This window comes from Cellulomonas sp. NPDC057328 (genome assembly GCF_042667215.1).
GTDB lineage: Bacteria > Actinomycetota > Actinomycetes > Actinomycetales > Cellulomonadaceae > Cellulomonas.
Map to the genome: position 1 here is coordinate 24,540 of NZ_JBHUZW010000011.1, position 16,438 is coordinate 40,977.

Annotated in this window: 11 protein-coding genes; 6 read left to right on the top strand and 5 right to left on the bottom strand. The window is 75.4% G+C overall.

What is annotated here, in order from left to right; genetic code table 11:
- The first annotated feature begins 64 nt into the window (after positions 1–64).
- From ACFUMH_RS03765 to trxA, 6 genes are all read left to right on the top strand, one after another.
- On the top strand, positions 65–619 hold the full coding sequence (locus tag ACFUMH_RS03765; protein WP_378200626.1) for an NUDIX hydrolase: 555 nt from the start codon (positions 65–67) through the stop codon (positions 617–619).
- Positions 616–2,955, top strand: coding sequence for a DUF6049 family protein (locus ACFUMH_RS03770; protein WP_378200629.1), 2,340 nt, complete (start codon positions 616–618; stop codon positions 2,953–2,955). The genes ACFUMH_RS03765 and ACFUMH_RS03770 overlap by 4 nt, the downstream gene beginning before the upstream one ends.
- Positions 2,952–4,682 carry a murein biosynthesis integral membrane protein MurJ gene (gene murJ, locus ACFUMH_RS03775; RefSeq protein ID WP_378200632.1) on the top strand — a complete coding sequence of 577 codons (1,731 nt, stop codon included), beginning with the start codon at positions 2,952–2,954 and terminating at the stop codon, positions 4,680–4,682. Before ACFUMH_RS03770 ends, murJ begins: the two co-directional genes overlap by 4 nt.
- 77 nt (positions 4,683–4,759) lie before the next feature.
- Positions 4,760–6,655 carry a protein kinase family protein gene (locus ACFUMH_RS03780; protein ID WP_378200635.1) on the top strand — a complete coding sequence of 632 codons (1,896 nt, stop codon included), beginning with the start codon at positions 4,760–4,762 and terminating at the stop codon, positions 6,653–6,655.
- Positions 6,656–6,816: 161 nt separating this feature from the next.
- Entirely contained in the window at positions 6,817–7,848 is a 1,032-nt protein-coding gene (gene trxB / locus ACFUMH_RS03785) for a thioredoxin-disulfide reductase (protein WP_378200638.1), read from the top strand.
- Entirely contained in the window at positions 7,845–8,177 is a 333-nt protein-coding gene (gene trxA / locus ACFUMH_RS03790) for a thioredoxin (protein ID WP_378200641.1), read from the top strand. The genes trxB and trxA overlap by 4 nt, the downstream gene beginning before the upstream one ends.
- A 397-nt stretch (positions 8,178–8,574) precedes the next feature.
- Here the strand turns inward: trxA and ACFUMH_RS03795 are convergent, their stop codons facing one another.
- The 5 genes from ACFUMH_RS03795 to ACFUMH_RS03815 all read right to left on the bottom strand — a co-directional run bounded on the left by ACFUMH_RS03795 (position 8,575) and on the right by ACFUMH_RS03815 (position 15,676).
- Entirely contained in the window at positions 8,575–9,810 is a 1,236-nt protein-coding gene (locus ACFUMH_RS03795; protein WP_378200644.1) for a ParB/RepB/Spo0J family partition protein, read from the bottom strand.
- The gene (locus tag ACFUMH_RS03800; RefSeq protein ID WP_378200647.1) at positions 9,807–10,883 is read right to left on the bottom strand and encodes a ParA family protein; all 1,077 of its coding nucleotides are present in this window, start codon (positions 10,881–10,883) and stop codon (positions 9,807–9,809) included. Before ACFUMH_RS03800 ends, ACFUMH_RS03795 begins: the two co-directional genes overlap by 4 nt.
- A 1,450-nt stretch (positions 10,884–12,333) precedes the next feature.
- On the bottom strand, positions 12,334–13,071 hold the full coding sequence (gene rsmG, locus ACFUMH_RS03805) for a 16S rRNA (guanine(527)-N(7))-methyltransferase RsmG (protein ID WP_378200650.1): 738 nt from the start codon (positions 13,069–13,071) through the stop codon (positions 12,334–12,336).
- Positions 13,072–14,932: 1,861 nt separating this feature from the next.
- Positions 14,933–15,214, bottom strand: a complete 282-nt coding sequence (locus tag ACFUMH_RS03810) for a hypothetical protein (protein ID WP_378200653.1) — start codon at positions 15,212–15,214, stop codon at positions 14,933–14,935.
- A gap of 114 nt (positions 15,215–15,328) precedes the next feature.
- Entirely contained in the window at positions 15,329–15,676 is a 348-nt protein-coding gene (locus tag ACFUMH_RS03815) for a hypothetical protein (protein WP_378200656.1), read from the bottom strand.
- Positions 15,677–16,438 lie beyond the last annotated feature (762 nt).

Consider the following 16,438-nt stretch of genomic DNA (forward strand, 5'->3'; position numbering starts at 1 on the left):
CGACGACCGGGTGACGAGGAAGGACGACACGGGACAGGAGGGGAGGACTCGTTACAGTGTCGGCATGTCCGCCGCCGCCCATCCGCCCGTCCCCGGGCGTGTGCCGGCGCCGCCCGGCGGCCATCCCCTCCGCATCGACCCCGCCCGGCTCGCCCCCCGCCCCCACCCCGTGCCGGTGCCGGTGGTGGACGAGACGTCGGCCGGCGGCCTCGTCGTGGCGCGCCGGCACGGCGAGTACGAGGCGGCCGTCATCGCGCGGCGCAACCGGGCCGGTCGGCTCGAGTGGTGCCTGCCGAAGGGCCACCTCGAGGGCGACGAGACGCCCGAGGAGGCCGCGGTCCGCGAGATCGCCGAGGAGACGGGCATCACCGGCCGGGTCCTGCGGCGCCTCGGCGTCATCGACTACTGGTTCTCCGGCGACGACCGGCGCGTGCACAAGGTCGTGCACCACTTCCTGCTCGGCGCCGTGCACGGCGACCTCACGGTCGAGAACGACCCCGACGGCGAGGCCGAGGACGTCGAGTGGGTGCGTGTCGCCGACCTGTCCGCGCGTCTCGCGTACCCGAACGAGCGCCGGCTCGCCGGCACGGCCCTCGTGGTCCTCACCGACGACGCATGAGCGCACCCGCCCGCCGTCGCACCCCGCCCGCGCTGCTCGCGCTGCTGGTGCTGGCCGGGCTGCTCGCGGGCGTCGTCGGGCTGCTCGTGCCGACCGCCCCGGACGCCCGCGCCGCCACCACGCCCGAGCCGACGTCGTCGCCCGCACCCGCCGACCCCTCCCCCGCGCCCGCCCCCGCCGCGCCGGTCGACCCGTCGCCCACGACGGAGCCCCCCGGTGAGCCCGCCGCGCCCGGGGCGGGCCCGGCCGCCACCGCGCCGTCGGCGCGCACCGGCCCGTCGGCGTCCGCCACGCGCACGCCGACGGACGACGAGGACGAGGACGAGGACGACGCGGCGGCCCTGCCCGTCCGGGTGCAGGTGCTCGACGTCGCACCGCCCGTGCTGCGCCCCGGCGAGGACCTCACCGTGCGCGTGCTGCTGACGAACACCGGCGAGGACGAGGTCGCGGCGCCCCGCGCGTACGTGCGCATCGAGCGGATCCGCCCCGGCACGCGCGCCGACCTCGCCACGTGGCTCGACCAGCCGGCGGCCGCAGGCGGCGGCGGGCGCGTCGGCAGCCGCGCGGCGAGCGCGACCGCGCCTGACCCGCTCGCGCCCGGCGCCGGCGTCGAGCTGACCGTGACCGTGCCCGCGGGCGACGTCGGCCTGCTCGACCGGCCGGACGTGTGGGGGCCCCGCGGCCTGGCGGTCGAGGCCGTGGACGGCTCGCGGCGGGTCGGCCTCGAGCGCACGTTCGTGCTGTGGGCGCCCGAGGGCGCCATCCCCCAGGCGCGCGTCTCCGTGCTCGCGCCCGTGGTCGGCCCGCCGGCCGTCCCGGCGGGCGTCGACGGCGACGTGCCGGTGCCCGGCGACGGCCTCCAGACGCTCGTCGGGCCCGACGGCCGCCTCGCCGACGTGCTCGCCGTCGCGCGGGCCCACCCCGACGTGTCGCTCGCCGTCGACCCCGCGCTGGTCGCCGCGGCGCGCGCCGCCGACGGCGAGGCCGGCACCTGGGCGCAGGAGCTCCTCGCCGTCGCCGCGGGACGCGACGTCATGGTGCTGCCGTGGGGCGACCCCGACCTCACCGCGCTCGCGCACGCCGGCACGCCGGACCTGCTGCGCGCCGCCGTCGACCGGTCCCGCGCCGCCGTCGCCGGCGGCGACCGCCAGGACGCCCCGCTCGCCGGGCGCACCGACGTGCTGTGGGCGCCGGGCCCCTCCACCGACCAGCCCACCGCGGCGCTCGCCGCGGACGCCGGCGCCGAGGTCCTCGTCCTGCGCCCCGGCGACCTGCCGCCCCGCGACGGCGAGGCCGGCAGCGCGCGCACCGACGCCGGCGGCGGGCTCGTGGGGCTCGTCCCCGACGAGGTGCTCACGCAGCTGCTCATCGACCCGACGTCCCTCGACCCCGACGCCACCCGCGCGACGGTCGTGCAGCGCGTGCTGGCCGAGCTGTCGGTCGTCGCGCGATCCTCGGACGACGGGCCGCAGCACCTGCTCGTCGCGCCGCCGCGCGGCTGGACGCCCGACACCGAGGTGGTCGCCGCGGTCCTCGCCGCGGTGCAGGACGCGCCGTGGTCGCGGCTGTCGTCCCTCTCGTCGCTGCTCGGTGCGTCGTCGGACACCACCGCACGCACGCCGCTGCCCGCGCAGACGTCCGTCGAGGCGGCGCTCGGACCGGAGGACGTGCGTCGGCTCGCCGGGTCGCGCGCCGCGACCCAGGCGTTCGCCGCCGTGACGACCGACGCCGACGCGATCGTCGAGGGCGTGGACGAGGCCGTGCTCGCGCCGCTCGCGACGGCGTGGCGCGCCGACCCGGCCGCCCGCGCCGGGCTCGTCGACTCCGTCACCGCCGCCGTCGACGCGCGCCGCACCGGGCTCGAGCTCGCGCAGCCCAGCACCCAGAACATCATCAGCGCGAGCGGCGAGGTGCGGTACACCGTGCGCAACGCGCTGCCCGCGGACGCGACCGTGCGCGTGCGGACCACGCCGCGCAAGGCGTGCCTGCAGGCCGGGGGCAGCGAGGCCGTCGTCGTGCCGGCCGGGGGCGAGGCGGCCGTGCCGGTACCGGTGCGCGCCACCGCGAACTGCGACGTCGAGGTCGAGGCGGTGCTGACCAGCGCCGACGGCGTGGAGCTGTCCGCGCCCGTCGCGTTCCTCGCCCGCGTCACGCCGACCATCGAGTCGGTCGGCACGGGCGTCGTCGGCGTGCTGCTGGCCGTCGGGCTCGTGCTCGGCATCGTCCGGACCGTCCGGCGCGGCCAGAGCGCGCGGCGCGGTGCGCGGCGGGTCCGCGAGGAGGAGGGCACGCGGCCGCTGCCGGTGCTCGGCGGGACGCCGGAGGGAGACGCGTGAGCGGGACGGGGTCGGCGGGCGGCGCGGGGACCACGGGGGCGGACCCCGACGGGTCCGTGGGGTCGGCCGTGCCGGCGGGGTCCCCCGACGGGACGTCGCGGGGGGCGGTGCGCCGCGGGGCGGCGGTCATGGCGTCCGGCACGGCCGTGTCCCGGCTGCTCGGCTTCCTGCGCGCGATGGCGCTCGCCGCGGCGATCGGCGCGACCGGGCAGGCCGCCGACGCGTTCTCGGTCGCCAACAAGCTGCCGAACGTGCTGTTCATGCTCCTCGCGGGCGGCGTGCTGAATGCGGTCCTCGTGCCGCAGGTCGTGCGCGCGTACAAGCGGCAGGCGGGGCAGGAGTACGTCGACCGGCTGCTGTCGTTCGGGTTCGCGCTGCTCGCGGTGCTGACCGTCGCGCTGACCCTCGCGGCTCCGCCGCTCGTCCGCCTGTACGCCGACTTCGCCAGCGAGACGCAGGAGGAGCTCGCGATCACGTTCGCGTACTGGTGCATCCCCCAGCTGTTCTTCTACGGCGCCTACGCGCTGCTCGGCCAGGTGCTCAACGCGCGGCAGTCGTTCGGTCCGTACATGTGGGCGCCGGTCGTCAACAACGTGGTGTCGATCGCGGGCTTCGGCGTGTTCATCGCGGTGTTCGGGCGCGACGTCACCGCGGCCGCGACCTGGGACCCGGGACGCATCGCCGTGCTCGCGGGGACGGCCACCCTCGGCGTGGTCGCGCAGGCGCTCGTCCTCGTCCCGTTCCTGCGCCGCGCCGGCGTCTCGTACCGGTGGCGCTGGGGCCTGCGCGGGTCGGGGCTGGGCCGGGCGGGCACCGTCGCGACGTGGACGTTCGTCGGGCTGGCGATCGGCCTGCTGGGGAACCTCCTCGTCAGCCGGGTCGCGTCCGCGGCGCCCGGTGCCTCGGACGACGCGTACGTCGCCGGCAACGCGGCCTACGACTACGCGTTCACGCTGTTCATGCTGCCCCACTCGCTGGTCACGGTCTCGCTGCTGACCGCGCTGTTCACCCGGCTGTCCACGCAGGCCCACGACGACGACACCGCCGCCGTGCGGGGGACCCTGTCCTCCGGGCTCCGCGTCGTCGGCCTGTTCACCGTGCTGGCGGCCGCCGGCCTCGTCGTGCTCGCGGAGCCGGTCACGCGGCTCGTGCTGTTCAGCCAGCCGCAGGGGTCGGTCGACGCGGTCGCGGGCGTGGTCGCCGCGATGGCCGTCGGGCTGCCCGCCTTCGGCGCGTGGTCGATGTGCCAGCGCGTGTACTACGCCTACGAGGACGCGAAGGGCATGGTGCCGATCCAGGTCGCCATGGTCGTCGTCGTCGCGGGCGGCACGCTGCTCGGCCGGGCGCTGCTGCCGAGCACCGCCTGGGTCGCCGGCGCGGGCCTGTCGATGAGCGTGTCGTACGTGGTCGGCGCGGTCGCGGCCCTGGTCCTGCTGCGGCGGCGGCTGCGGGACGTCGACGCCCGTGCCGTCGTCCGCACGCACGCACGCGCCCTGCTCGCGGGGCTCGTCGCCGCCGGGGTGGGCGTGCTCGGGCTGCTCGCGCTCGAGCGCTGGGGACCCGCGGGCGTCGCCGGCGCCGTCGTGCAGTGCGTCGTGGTCGGCGGCGCGATGGGCCTCGTGTATCTCGGCGCGCTGCGGCTGATGCGGGTACGGGAGCTCGACCTGCTGCTCGGACCGGTGCTGCGCAGGCTCCGCAAGGGGCGGGGGTCGGACCGACCCGTCTAGCATGGCCCCGGGGTGGGCGGCCGGCGTGCGCGGTCGGACGTGATCGGACGGGTGGTCGGACGAGCGGAGGTGCGGACGTGGCGGAGGTCGGCCGGGGCACGGTGCTGGCGGGGCGCTACCGCGTGCTCGAACCCCTCCCCTCGGACCTCGACGGCGTGTCCGTCTGGCGGGCGACCGACCAGATCCTCGACCGCCCCGTGCGCGTCCGCGTGCTCCAGTCCGGCGACGTCGCCCCCGCGCTCGACGCGGCCCGTCGTGCCGCCCTCGTCACCGACGCCCGGCTCGTGCGCGTGCTCGACGTCGGCACGCACGAGGGCGTCGGCTACGTCGTCTCCGAGCAGATCGTGGGCGCGTCGCTAGCGCAGCTCGTCGAGCACGGCCCGCTGACGGCCGACCAGGCCCGTGCCGTCGTCGGCGAGGCGGCCGCGGCCCTCGAGGTCGCCCGGCGGCGCGGCGTGCACCACCTCGCCCTGCGCCCGTCCGTCGTGCACGTGTCCGCCGACGGCCGCGTGCTCATCGCCGGGCTCGCGCTCGACGCCGCCCTGCTCGGTGTCCCGCACGGCGACGCCGCCGCCACCAGCCGCCGCGACGCCGTCGACCTCGTCCGGCTGCTCTACACGGGCCTCACCGGGCGCTGGCCCGCCGACCGCGACGGCGTCCTCCAGGTCGCCGGCATGGAGCTCGCGCCCGTGCTCGACGGCGCTCCGGTGCCGCCCGCCGAGCTGGCCGCCGGTGTCCCCAACGACCTGGACACGCTCTGCACCGTGACCCTCGGCGGGTACGAGGACGGTCCGCACAGCCCCGGCGACCTCGTGCACGAGCTCGAACCGTGGGGCGAGATCCGCGTGGGCCGGTCCGCCGACGACGTCGCCGCACGCCCGGGCGCCGCCGCTGCGGCGGGTTCGGCACCGGCCGAGGTCGAGGCCGCCACCGCGCCCGTCCGCGTGCCCCGGCAGTCCGTCCGGACGGTGTTCGACGAGGCGCCTCCCGGCGTCGTGCGTCCCGGCACGCCGCCGCCCGCCGCGCCCGCGCGTGCGAGCGGCCTGCCGACGTCGACGTCGCGGGTCGAGCGGACGAGCGCGCTGCCGGCGGCGGGTGCCGTCGGTGCTGCCGGGGCCGGCGCCGCCGGCGTCGGCGCCACGCACGGCGCGCCCGCCGCCGCGGCGCCCACGCTGCCCGCCAGTCTCCCGCCCGTCTCCGCAGGTCACGGCGGTGGCGGCGCGCCCTCGTCCGTCCCGCCGGCCGCGGACGACGACGCCTGGGGCACCGCCGCCTGGGGAGGCGACGACGGCGGCGACGACCCGTTCCCGTTCGAGCAGGACGAGCCCGAGGGCCGCCGCCGCTTCGACCCGACGGCCGTCGTGCTCGTCGTCGTGGGCATCGTGGTGCTCGTCGGGCTCGTGTTCGCCGCGCGGGCGCTGTTCACGCTGCCCGACGGCGGCGACCCGGGCGGCGGCACGCAGGCCGAGGAGCCCGCGGCCCCGCCGTCGTCCGCGCCGCCCGCCGAGGGCGAGGAGCCCGCGCCCGAGGAGCCGGCCGCCGGCGGCCCGCCCGTCGTGCTCGGCATCCGCACCGTCAACCCCACCGACCCGGCGGGTGAGCGCGAGGAGGAGGTCAGCCGCGCGATCGACGGCGACCCGGCCAGCTTCTGGTTCTCCCAGACGTACTCGCGGCCCGACTTCGGCGGCCTCAAGGACGGCGTCGGCCTCGAGGTGCGGCTCGCCCAGCCCACCGCCGTCAGCGGCGTGACGCTGCTGGTCAACGGCACGGGCGGCAACGTCGAGGTGCGTGCCACCGGCGGCGACGCGCCCACCACCGGCGACGTGCTGGCGTCCGGCCCGATGGGCCCGGAGACGGCACTCACGTTCGCCGCGCCGGTCGAGACGGACGTGCTCACGGTGTGGTTCACCGAGCTGCCCACCATGGCCGACGGGCGCTTCCGCATCGAGCTCACCGAGCTGACGGTCGGCTGACCCGGCGGCCGGACGGGGCCGCCGGCCGGGCCTCCCGTGACGCCGCGGACGGGTCCCGCACCGGGAACAGATCGGCCCTACGATCGGTTTGACGGGGCAGATCAGGCCACCACCCGAGGGCTGTCGCCCGCGCGACGCACCGAACGACAAGCGAGGCACCTGTGAGCGCTCAGAACCCCGGCACGACCGAGCAGGGCGACGTCCACGACGTCGTCATCGTCGGTTCCGGACCCGCGGGGTACACCGCCGCCGTCTACGCCGCCCGCGCGGGCCTCGCGCCGGTCGTCGTGGCCGGCTCGGTGACCGCCGGCGGTGCGCTGATGAACACCACCGAGGTGGAGAACTTCCCCGGCTTCCCCGACGGCGTCCAGGGCCCCGAGCTCATGGACAACATGCAGAAGCAGGCCGAGAAGTTCGGCGCGACCGTCCTGTGGGACGACGCGACGGAGCTCGACCTCGCCGGCGACGTCAAGACCGTCACGACCGGCGGCGGTGAGATCTACCGCGCCCGCACGGTCATCCTCTCCACCGGCTCCGCGTACCGCGAGCTCGGCCTCCCCGACGAGAAGCGGCTCTCCGGCCGCGGCGTGTCCTGGTGCGCGACGTGCGACGGCTTCTTCTTCCGCGACCAGCCGATCGTCGTCGTCGGCGGCGGCGACTCCGCCGTCGAGGAGGCCACGTTCCTCACCCGCTTCGGCTCGAAGGTCACGATGGTGCACCGCCGCGACGAGCTGCGTGCCTCGAAGATCATGGCCGACCGCGCGCTGTCGAACCCGAAGATCGAGTTCGCGTGGAACTCCGAGGTCGTCGGCATCCTCGGTGAGGAGAAGGTGACGGGCGTCGTGCTGCGGGACACGCAGACCGGTGAGACGCGCGAGCTCGAGGCGGGCGGCCTCTTCGTCGCGATCGGGCACGTCCCGCGCTCCGAGCTCCTCGTCGGCCAGGTCGACCTCGACGAGAACGGGTACGCACAGGTCACCGGTCGGACCACGGCGACCAACCTGCCCGGCGTCTTCGCATGCGGCGACCTCGTCGACCACACCTACCGCCAGGCGATCACCGCGGCGGGCTCGGGCTGCTCCGCCGCCCTCGACGCGCAGCACTACCTCGCCGGCCTCGCGTACACGGCCGACGTCGAGGACCCCGTCATCCCCGCCGACGCGACGGCGGACGTCCCGGAGGTGCAGGAGTGAGCACGATCGACGTCACCGACGACACCTTCGAGGCGGAGGTCCTGCGCAGCGACGTCCCCGTCGTCGTCGACTTCTGGGCGCCGTGGTGCGGCCCGTGCCGCATGGTGTCGCCCGTCCTCGAGGAGCTGTCCGAGGACTACGCCGGCCGCGTCAAGGTCGTCAAGGTGAACGCGGACGAGAACCCGCGGCTCAGCCAGGACTACCAGGTGCAGTCCATCCCGCTCATCGCGTTCTTCGCCGGCGGCGAGCTCGAGAAGACCGTCGTCGGCGCGAAGCCGAAGTCGATGCTGAAGGAGGCGGTCGAGGAGGTCCTGCACCTGCAGGGCTGACCCTCCGACTGCCACCCCGCCGTCGTACCGACGCCCCGCTCGTGCCCCTCGTGGACGCGGCCGGGGCGTCGTCGTGCCGGGAGTGCGCCGCGGCGAGGGTCACGCACGACCCCTCGGGCGTCTCGCGGCGCTCGTCGGGCGTCGCGGGACGTCTCGGCTGAACGCTCCTGGATGAAGTCGGGCGTTCCGAGTGCCCTCTGTACGGATACAGAAGTTCTCCCAGAAGCCCTGAGAGCGCCGATGGGCGCCGTCCGGGGCGGTTGGAGACGGTCGCGTGAGCGTTCCACGACGCTCAGGGAAGGCGCCGGAGCCCCCGTCCGGCATCTTGCGGCGCTCCCGGCGAGCCGATCCGGCGGCCCGGGCGTCGTCGCCCGGGCCCGCCGGCCGTCGCGGAGGTTCAGCCGCGCAGCAGGCCCGGGTCGTCCGGGGCCAGCGACGAGAGGATCCGGTTGAGGTCCTGCACCGAGGCGAACTCCACCGTGAGCTTGCCGCGCGTCTTGCCGAGGTCGACCTTCACGCGCGTCTCGAACCGGTCGGACAGGCGCGACGCCAGGTCGTCCAGCGCCTCGTTGCGCACGCCCGCGCGAGGTCGGGGGCGACGCGTCGGCGCGGTCTCGTCGCCGCCGAGCGCCACGATCTCCTCGACGGCGCGGACCGACAGCCCCTCGGACACGATCCGCTGCGCGAGCCGCTCGATGGCGGCGCCGTCCGCGAGCCCCAGGAGCGCGCGGGCGTGCCCGGCGCTGATGACGCCGGCCGCGACGCGGCGCTGCACGAGCGGAGGGAGTCGCAGGAGGCGCAGCGTGTTGGAGATCTGCGGTCGCGAGCGGTGGATCCGCGTCGCCAGCTCCTCGTGCGTGCAGCCGAAGTCGTCGAGCAGCTGCTGGTAGGCGGCCGCCTCCTCGAGCGGGTTGAGCTGCGCGCGGTGCAGGTTCTCGAGCAGCGCGTCACGCAGCAGGTCGCTGTCCTCGGTGTCGCGCACGATGGCGGGGACGGTCGCGAGGCCCGCCTCCTGCGTGGCGCGCCAGCGCCGCTCGCCCATGATGAGCTCGTAGCCGTCGTCGACCGCGCGGACGACGACCGGCTGGAGCACGCCGATCTCCCGGATCGACCCGACGAGCTCGGCGAGGGCGTCCTCGTCGAACACCGACCGCGGCTGGCGGGGGTTCGGCCTGATGGACTCGACGGGCAGCTCGGCGAAGCGGGCGCCGGGGACCGGCAGCAGCCCGTCGCCCGCGTCGGACGGCGCGTCCGCGGCGGGGGCCTCCCCCACGACCGACGACGCGGTGCCGTCCTGCGCGGCCGCGGCGCCGTCACCGCTCGTGCCGGCCGCGGGGCGCTCGGGCTCCGCACCGTGCGAGCCGTCCACCGCCGGCGCGGACGACGTGCCGGCCGGGGAGCCGTCGTGCGGCGCGACGTCCGTGGCGGCGTCGGCCTGCGTCGACACGTCGACGTCCACAGGGTCGCTGACCTGCGTCGATGTCGTCGCGACGTCCTCAGCGGACGCCGCCGCCTTGCGCGAGTCGGGGAAGAAGACGTCGACGGGACGCTCCGCCGTCGACCGCGGCTGGTCCAGGCCGGTCGGGATGAGGGCGCCGAGTCCGCGCCCCAGGCCGCGCCGCTTCTCGCTCACTGGTCCTCCTGTACGGGAGCCTGCGCCGCGGGCGTGCCGCTCGCCGGCGTCGTGCTGGACGTGGCGGGCGCCGTGCCGGTGACGGCACGTTCCGCCAGCTCGCGGGCGGCCTCGAGGTACGCGAGCGCACCCGAGGAGCCGCCGTCGTAGGTCATGACCGTCTGCCCGTAGCTGGGTGCCTCGGAGATGCGGACCGATCGCGGCACCGTCGTGCGCAGCGTGCGGTCCGGGAAGTGCGTGCGCACCTCCTCCGCGACCTGCTGCGCGAGGTTCGTGCGCGCGTCGTACATGGTCAGCAGGATCGTCGAGACGCGCAGCGTCGGGTTGAGGTGCGCCTGGATGAGGTCGATCGTCTTGAGGAGCTGCGACAGACCCTCGAGCGCGTAGTACTCGCACTGGATCGGGATGAGCACCTCGCGTGCGACCACGAAGGCGTTGACGGTGAGGAGCCCGAGGCTCGGCGGGCAGTCGACGAAGACGTAGTCGATGCGGTCCATGCCCTGGTCGAGGCGCCACTGCAGGTACTGGTCGAGCGCCGTCCGCAGCCGCGTCTCGCGGGCGACCATCGACACGAGCTCGATCTCCGCACCGGACAGGTCGATGGTCGCGGGCAGGCACCACAGTCCGGGAACCTCGGGGCTCTCCTGCACCGCCTCGTGCATGGGCGCACCCTCGACGAGCACCTCGTAGATCGACGGCGTGCCCGCGCGGTGGTCGATACCGAGCGCCGTCGACGCGTTCCCCTGCGGGTCGTTGTCGAGGACGAGCACCTTCAGGCCCGCCTGGGCGAGCGCGGCGGCGAGGTTCACCGTGGTGGTCGTCTTGCCGACACCACCCTTCTGGTTCGCGACGGTGATGACGCGGGTCTGCGGCGGCGCGGGGAACTTGCGGCCGCGCAGCTCGATGCGGCGGCGGGCGTCCACCTGCAGCTCCGCCATGAGGGGCGTGTCGGCGGACGGTCGCGGCAGGCTCTCGACGAGCGCGGCACGGCGCACCTCGTCCGGGTCGCTCGCCGTCGCGTCGACCGACGCGCCCGCGGGTGCGGTCGCCTGCTCTCCTACCGTGCCGGTCACGGCACTCCCCTCCCCGTCGTCGTGGCTGTCGCCATCCCGGGGCGGCTGGGGCGCGTCGCGCAGGCCGTCGATGGACGTCGTGGACGTCGCCGCCGCGCTCGCCTCCGCGGCGTCCGGAGCCTCCGCGGCGCTGTCACCGACAGCCGTGGGGCCCGTGCTGACGTCCGGGGTGGCTGACGGCTCAGTCTCCCACGAGTACGCGGCTCCGATGTCGGCGACGGACACGGGCTGGGGACGACCACTGGCTCGCCGCGGGCGGCTGTCCGCCTCGCCTCCCGGCATACCGGCGGTCGACTCGCCGCCGCGCCGCGCCGCCTCGTCCGTTCCACATGAAACGCCGTCGCTCTCCGGGTTGCCCAACGGAGGGGTTGTTCCACGTGAAACGGCCTGCGGGCGGTCGTCTGCGTTCTCCCGGCGCGCGTCGTCCGGCGTCAGCGCCACGTCCCCCGTTCCACGTGAAACCTCGACGCCGCGTGCGCCGTCATCGACCTCGGGCCGGCCCGCGGCCCCGTCAGCGTCCGCCGGGCCTTCCGCGATCGATGCGCGCATGGACGGGGCCGACGTCTCTTGCACGGCGGTGATCTCTGCGCCCGCGGCGGCGACCAACGGCGCGCGAGCGCCAGCTCGAGCAGCAACGGGCGGAAAGGCTGCACTCTTCGCGTCTCGCAGCGGAGCGGAGGGCTCCGTCTGCGCGTGGGAGATCGGCGCGACATCGGAGGGTGTTGCCGCGGGCCGGCGCTCGTCGACCGTGTGCGTCCCGGCACCGCCGTGGCTTCCGGTTTCACGTGGAACCGAGCCGCCGATGCTCACCGTGCGAGCGCCATCCGGCGTTTCACGTGAAACGGCGTCCTCGGTCTCGTTCAGAGCGACGTCACTGCGACCGGCCGCCTCCGGTGTGCCACCGGTGGCGGCCAGGCGGGACGAGCCACCCTCCGACGCTCCCCCGGCCGTCCGACGGTCATCCTGACTGTCGGCTGCCGGCCTTCCACCGTCGCCGGGATCCGCGCCGGCCACGCTTCCAGCACCGTCCGCGACGACCGCGAGCTCGCCCGGGTCGGTCGCGCGAGCTGCCGTCTCCTCGGTGGCGGCAGACGCGACGGCGGTCGGTGCATCGGTCGGCACGTCGGCGCTCGGCACGTCGGCGCTCGGCGCGGCGACGCTCGGCGCGGGGACGGTCCCCTCGGTGGCTGCCGACGAGACGGCGGCTTCCGCGTGACGATCCGGCGGCACGTCCGCCCGCGGGAGGCCCGTAGCAGCACCGGCGCCTGTCGCGGCGGTCCTCGAGTCGTGGCCGCGGGCCGGCTCGCCGTCTCCACCGGGGGCGGACGGCAACCAGGTCGGAGCCTCGCTCGCTGCGGACGGTGCCGGACCCGCGGGCGGGACGGCCGGCAGGGCCGGACGCGCCTCGAGCGCGGCCTGGGCGCGCGCCTTCTCCTCGCGCCGCTTCTTCCTACCGAACATCACCACTCCCTCCGCGTACGGCTGTGACGACGTAGGTCGGGTCGAGGCCCGGGAGCGTCCGGGCCTCGTGCACGGCCGTCTCGACGAGCCGCAGCTTGCGCACGACGCTTCCTGCCGCCGCGAGCTCGTCCCGGGCGCGTGAGCCCTTGAGCGCGACGACGGTCCCGCCCGCGCGCACGAGCGGCACGGTCCAGCGGAAGAGCTTGTCGAGCGCCGCCACGGCGCGCGCGGTGACGGCGTCCGCCTCGAGCGCGCCGTCAAGCTCTTGGGCGCGCGCCCGTCGGACGGTCACGTTGCCCAGACCGGTCGCCGCGACGACGTCCTCGAGCCAGGTCGTGCGGCGCTCCATCGGCTCGACGAGTACCACCTCGGCCTCGGGTCGCATCGCGGCGACCACGACGCCGGGAAGTCCCGCACCCGAGCCGACGTCGACGATGACGCCGGTCGACGGCAGGTACGGCACGACCGCCGCGGAGTTGAGCAGGTGCCGCTCCCAGAGCCGACCGACCTCACGCGGCCCGATGAGTCCGCGGAGCTCGCCCTCATCGACGAGCATGCGGTGGAACCGCTCGACCTGAGGCCATGCCGTCCCGAAGTGCTCCGGGAGCCGCTCGTCGCCGTCGAGCGGGTCGGTGGCGTCCTCCCCGGCGGCCGCGGGTGCACGGCCGGTCTCGTCCACCACGCACGACCCCCGGTTCTCGTCGGGCCGCGGCGGCGCGGCGCTCATCGGCTGTCCGGCCCTGGTCGACCGGGCCGCGCGCCTACGCTACTAGGCCGGCGGCGCCCGCAGCCGGTGCACGCGCCGCGCACCTGGTTCGGACATACTCCCCGGAACGGTCGTGCGTGGCACCGGTGTCCGGCGTCGCTTCGACCCGGTCCTGACGCCGTTCGCGCGGCGGATCGAGACATCCGGTCGGGTGCGGTGACGCCGGTCCCCGTCACGACGAGCATCGCGCCACCTCGCCACCCCGGTACGGGGTCGACGCAGGACGCGCGCGCTGCGCGAGGACGATCCGCCGACGCAGCACGTGCCCACCCGGGAGACCGTCCGCCGCAAAGGTCGCCGTTCTCCCACTGGATCACGGGCCGAGCTGCCACGCGGGACGACCACCCCTCGATCGGCCGCACTGGTCCACCCTCCCCGCGTCGGCGCACCGGACGGCTTCCAGCCGCTCCCTCCGTCCGGCACGGCTCACCGCCCCGGCGCTCCATCACCGGGGCCGTGGCACCGTAAGCCCCCGTCTCGAGTTCCCGACTCCCGCGCCGGGCACGCCACCCGACCGTGCCGCCTCTTGAACAGCGATACAGGCCGCCACGGTGCCCCTCGCCCTACCGTGTTCCGCCAGCGCATCGCCGCCGACCGGCGCATGCGGTCGGGCGTCACCCGCTCCGGCCACGCCGCTGACGATGCCCGGCCCCACGTCCCGACCACATCCGCCGGCCGGCCGGCCGCCACCACCCGCCGCTCGATGCTTGCCGCCCAGCAGCCCAGCAGCCCAGCTGAACAACGCCGGCCGCTCGTCCCCGGCTCCGAGCCACCACACGCCCGCCGTCCGATCACCGCGGCACACCGCCCTCCCACCACGCGGCACCGCCGCCTGCCGTCTCGCCGTGTGCCGCACCGCGCTGCAGCGCCCGCCCACGATCGCGGCAGCGGTGCGATCGCCGCGGTGCGACCACTCTGAGCACGCCGTATCGCCGCGCCGCCCTGCCGTCGCCGTGCCACCACCGCAGCGGCGGTGCGACGGCCACTCGACCGGCGCGGCTGCGCTCGTCCATCACCGCCCATCACTGTCTCAGCGCTGCGCCGACGCTGCTTCGCCGCTCCCACGGCCGTTGCGCAGCTGCGCGACGGCTCGGCAGCCCATCGCCCGCCGCCGCCAGCCGTGTCACCGCGCGAGCCGTGCCACCGCTCAGTGTCACCACCTACTGCGTCAGCGAGACGCCGCGTCCGTGCGCCACCTCGCCATTGCGCCACGGGATGCCGCTCCGATCCGCCGCGGACCGCTCATGGGCGCCCACCTACAACACATGCCTCGGTCGTCGGGACTCTGTTTCACGTGAAACGCGATCTCGCGATGCGCCGCGCGCCATAGGGCCGTCGCGGACATCCGTACTCGATCTCCTGCGCTGTCGCGGCCGCGATCCACGCAGGACGTGGGTGCCCGGGACGCCGTCCGGTCGATCCTGGACCAACGGCCGGCCCAATGATGGGGTTGCCCGCGGCGCTAGACCGGGCCGACGCACGCCGGCCCACGAGCCAGACGCCGCTATCACCCGTCGAAGGTCTGGCTGAGCCGTCGGTGACCGCATGGAGAGGTCCTCCGTGAGGGGTGCCTTCAGACGAACCGCCACGGCGCCGTCTGTCCGACCGGCACCCCTGAACGCTGGCCCACCGCGCCGCGCCACGCTGGTCGCCGCGTCCCACGCCCCGGCGGTCCGATGCCGCTCCCTGTCGACGCGGGCTCAGGTGTCGAGGGAACGCCGTCCGACCGGTGCCCTGAGCAGTGGCGCCGACACGAGAACGACGGATCCAGGGCGCCCTCTCCCACGCGGTGGCCGGGCCACCTCCTGGATGTACTCGCCCATCAGGTTCTGACAGGCGGCTGATCGGTGCGAGCACTCGAGGGCGCTGCGGCGGCGCCGAGTGTTCCTGCGCTCGAGCCGGGGGCGAGAACGGCCGCTCCTCGATCATCGGTGGCGAAGACCTGCCGGTGGGCCCACATGTTGTCGGTCATGGTCCGCTCGACCCGGCTGATGCCGTGGTCGGTGAAGCGCGCCGCGGCGCGGGTCGCGAGCCTCGCACAGGTAGCGCCCTTCTCGCGGGGCAGGACCTCGGTGTCGGCCGGCCGCGCGTCGTCGTCGACCATCGCATGCACGTGGTCGAACCTGATCGGGTGGTCGTCTGTCCTCCGCGAAGTCGCGACCCAGCCCAACCCGGGGTTCTCCGGTCCTCGACGTCACGACGTCCTGGTCGAGTACGGCTAGCGGAGCGCTTCCAGCCCTTCCTCGGCGTCAGCAGTCTCGCCCGAGCTGAAGCATGCCGCGTTCGCGAGAACGAGCTCGTACGCCGCGGTCCGTTCCTTCGCGTCGAGGGCGCTTGCCTCGTCGCGCTTGGCGCGATCGTCGGCACCGCCCTCCAGGACCCTGGTTGCCGCTAGGCCCGCCTCCTGACTGGCCGCCATGTGATCGTCCACGTCGGCTCGGACCGCGGCGCACGCCGCCGTCGTCGTGGCGGCGCGCTGACTCGTGACGACCACCACCGGCACCGCGACCGCGACCGCGGCGGCCACACCCACCATCGCGAAGGCCACACCCTTGGGCATGCGCATGGCGTTCCCATCTCCGTACCTCGGAAGGGCGCTCATGCGGACCCCGGGTGGGAATCGACTGAACGGCAGACGACCTTGAGGACCAGGGATCAAGCGTTTCGACGGGCTGACATCGACGTGATGGCCGCGTAGAACCGGCCGGCACGCCACCGCCACGTCCGCCGACGAAACGGCGAGCTGCCGATGCCGGCCGGCCGGCACGCCACCGCGGGCATGTCCGACCGCCGGCCATCCACGACGTGCAGCGGTGATGCTGCCGCGCCACGCCACGCCGGACGGGCCCTCGCTGCGCAGTCGCGACGTCGACGGATGGCCGCACCCCGTCCCGAGTGCGCCCGTGGAACGTGCGTCTCATGGTGCCGGCGATCGTCCCGCTACCTGCAGACGACCCGCCAGGCGTTCGCCACGCGCCGCACCTATGCCGACGATCGGACCATCGGCGTGCTCCCGCTGACGGTCCGCTGACTCCTCTGCATGCGAGCGACCTTGCGGCATCAGTCGCGAGCCCCGCCACGTTTCACGTGGAACACGGGCTTGCCATCGGTCGGCCGCCAGCGCCCGCGTCTCCCGTGGAACGTGGCACCCCGGCCCCGGTCGGCGCCTGACGGCTTCCGTGCGGGCGAACCCCACGAGTTGCACTCACGCGACGGCACCTCTCCCCTTCCTCTGTCCCTTCTTCGAGGTCGTCGGCTCGTCGGGGGACCACCGATGACATGACGACGTCACCTCGACGACCGGACCGTCGCACACACCGCCCCACGC

What these genes read in the sequence shown, in the direction of transcription:
- ACFUMH_RS03765 (WP_378200626.1), top strand. Translation starts at nt 65, where the DNA reads ATGTCCGCCGCCGCCCATCCGCCCGTCCCCGGGCGTGTGCCGGCGCCG.
- ACFUMH_RS03770 (WP_378200629.1), top strand. Translation starts at nt 616, where the DNA reads ATGAGCGCACCCGCCCGCCGTCGCACCCCGCCCGCGCTGCTCGCGCTG.
- rsmG (WP_378200650.1), bottom strand. Translation starts at nt 13,071, where the DNA reads ATGAGCGCCGCGCCGCCGCGGCCCGACGAGAACCGGGGGTCGTGCGTG.
- ACFUMH_RS03810 (WP_378200653.1), bottom strand. Translation starts at nt 15,214, where the DNA reads ATGGTCGACGACGACGCGCGGCCGGCCGACACCGAGGTCCTGCCCCGC.
- ACFUMH_RS03815 (WP_378200656.1), bottom strand. Translation starts at nt 15,676, where the DNA reads ATGCGCATGCCCAAGGGTGTGGCCTTCGCGATGGTGGGTGTGGCCGCC.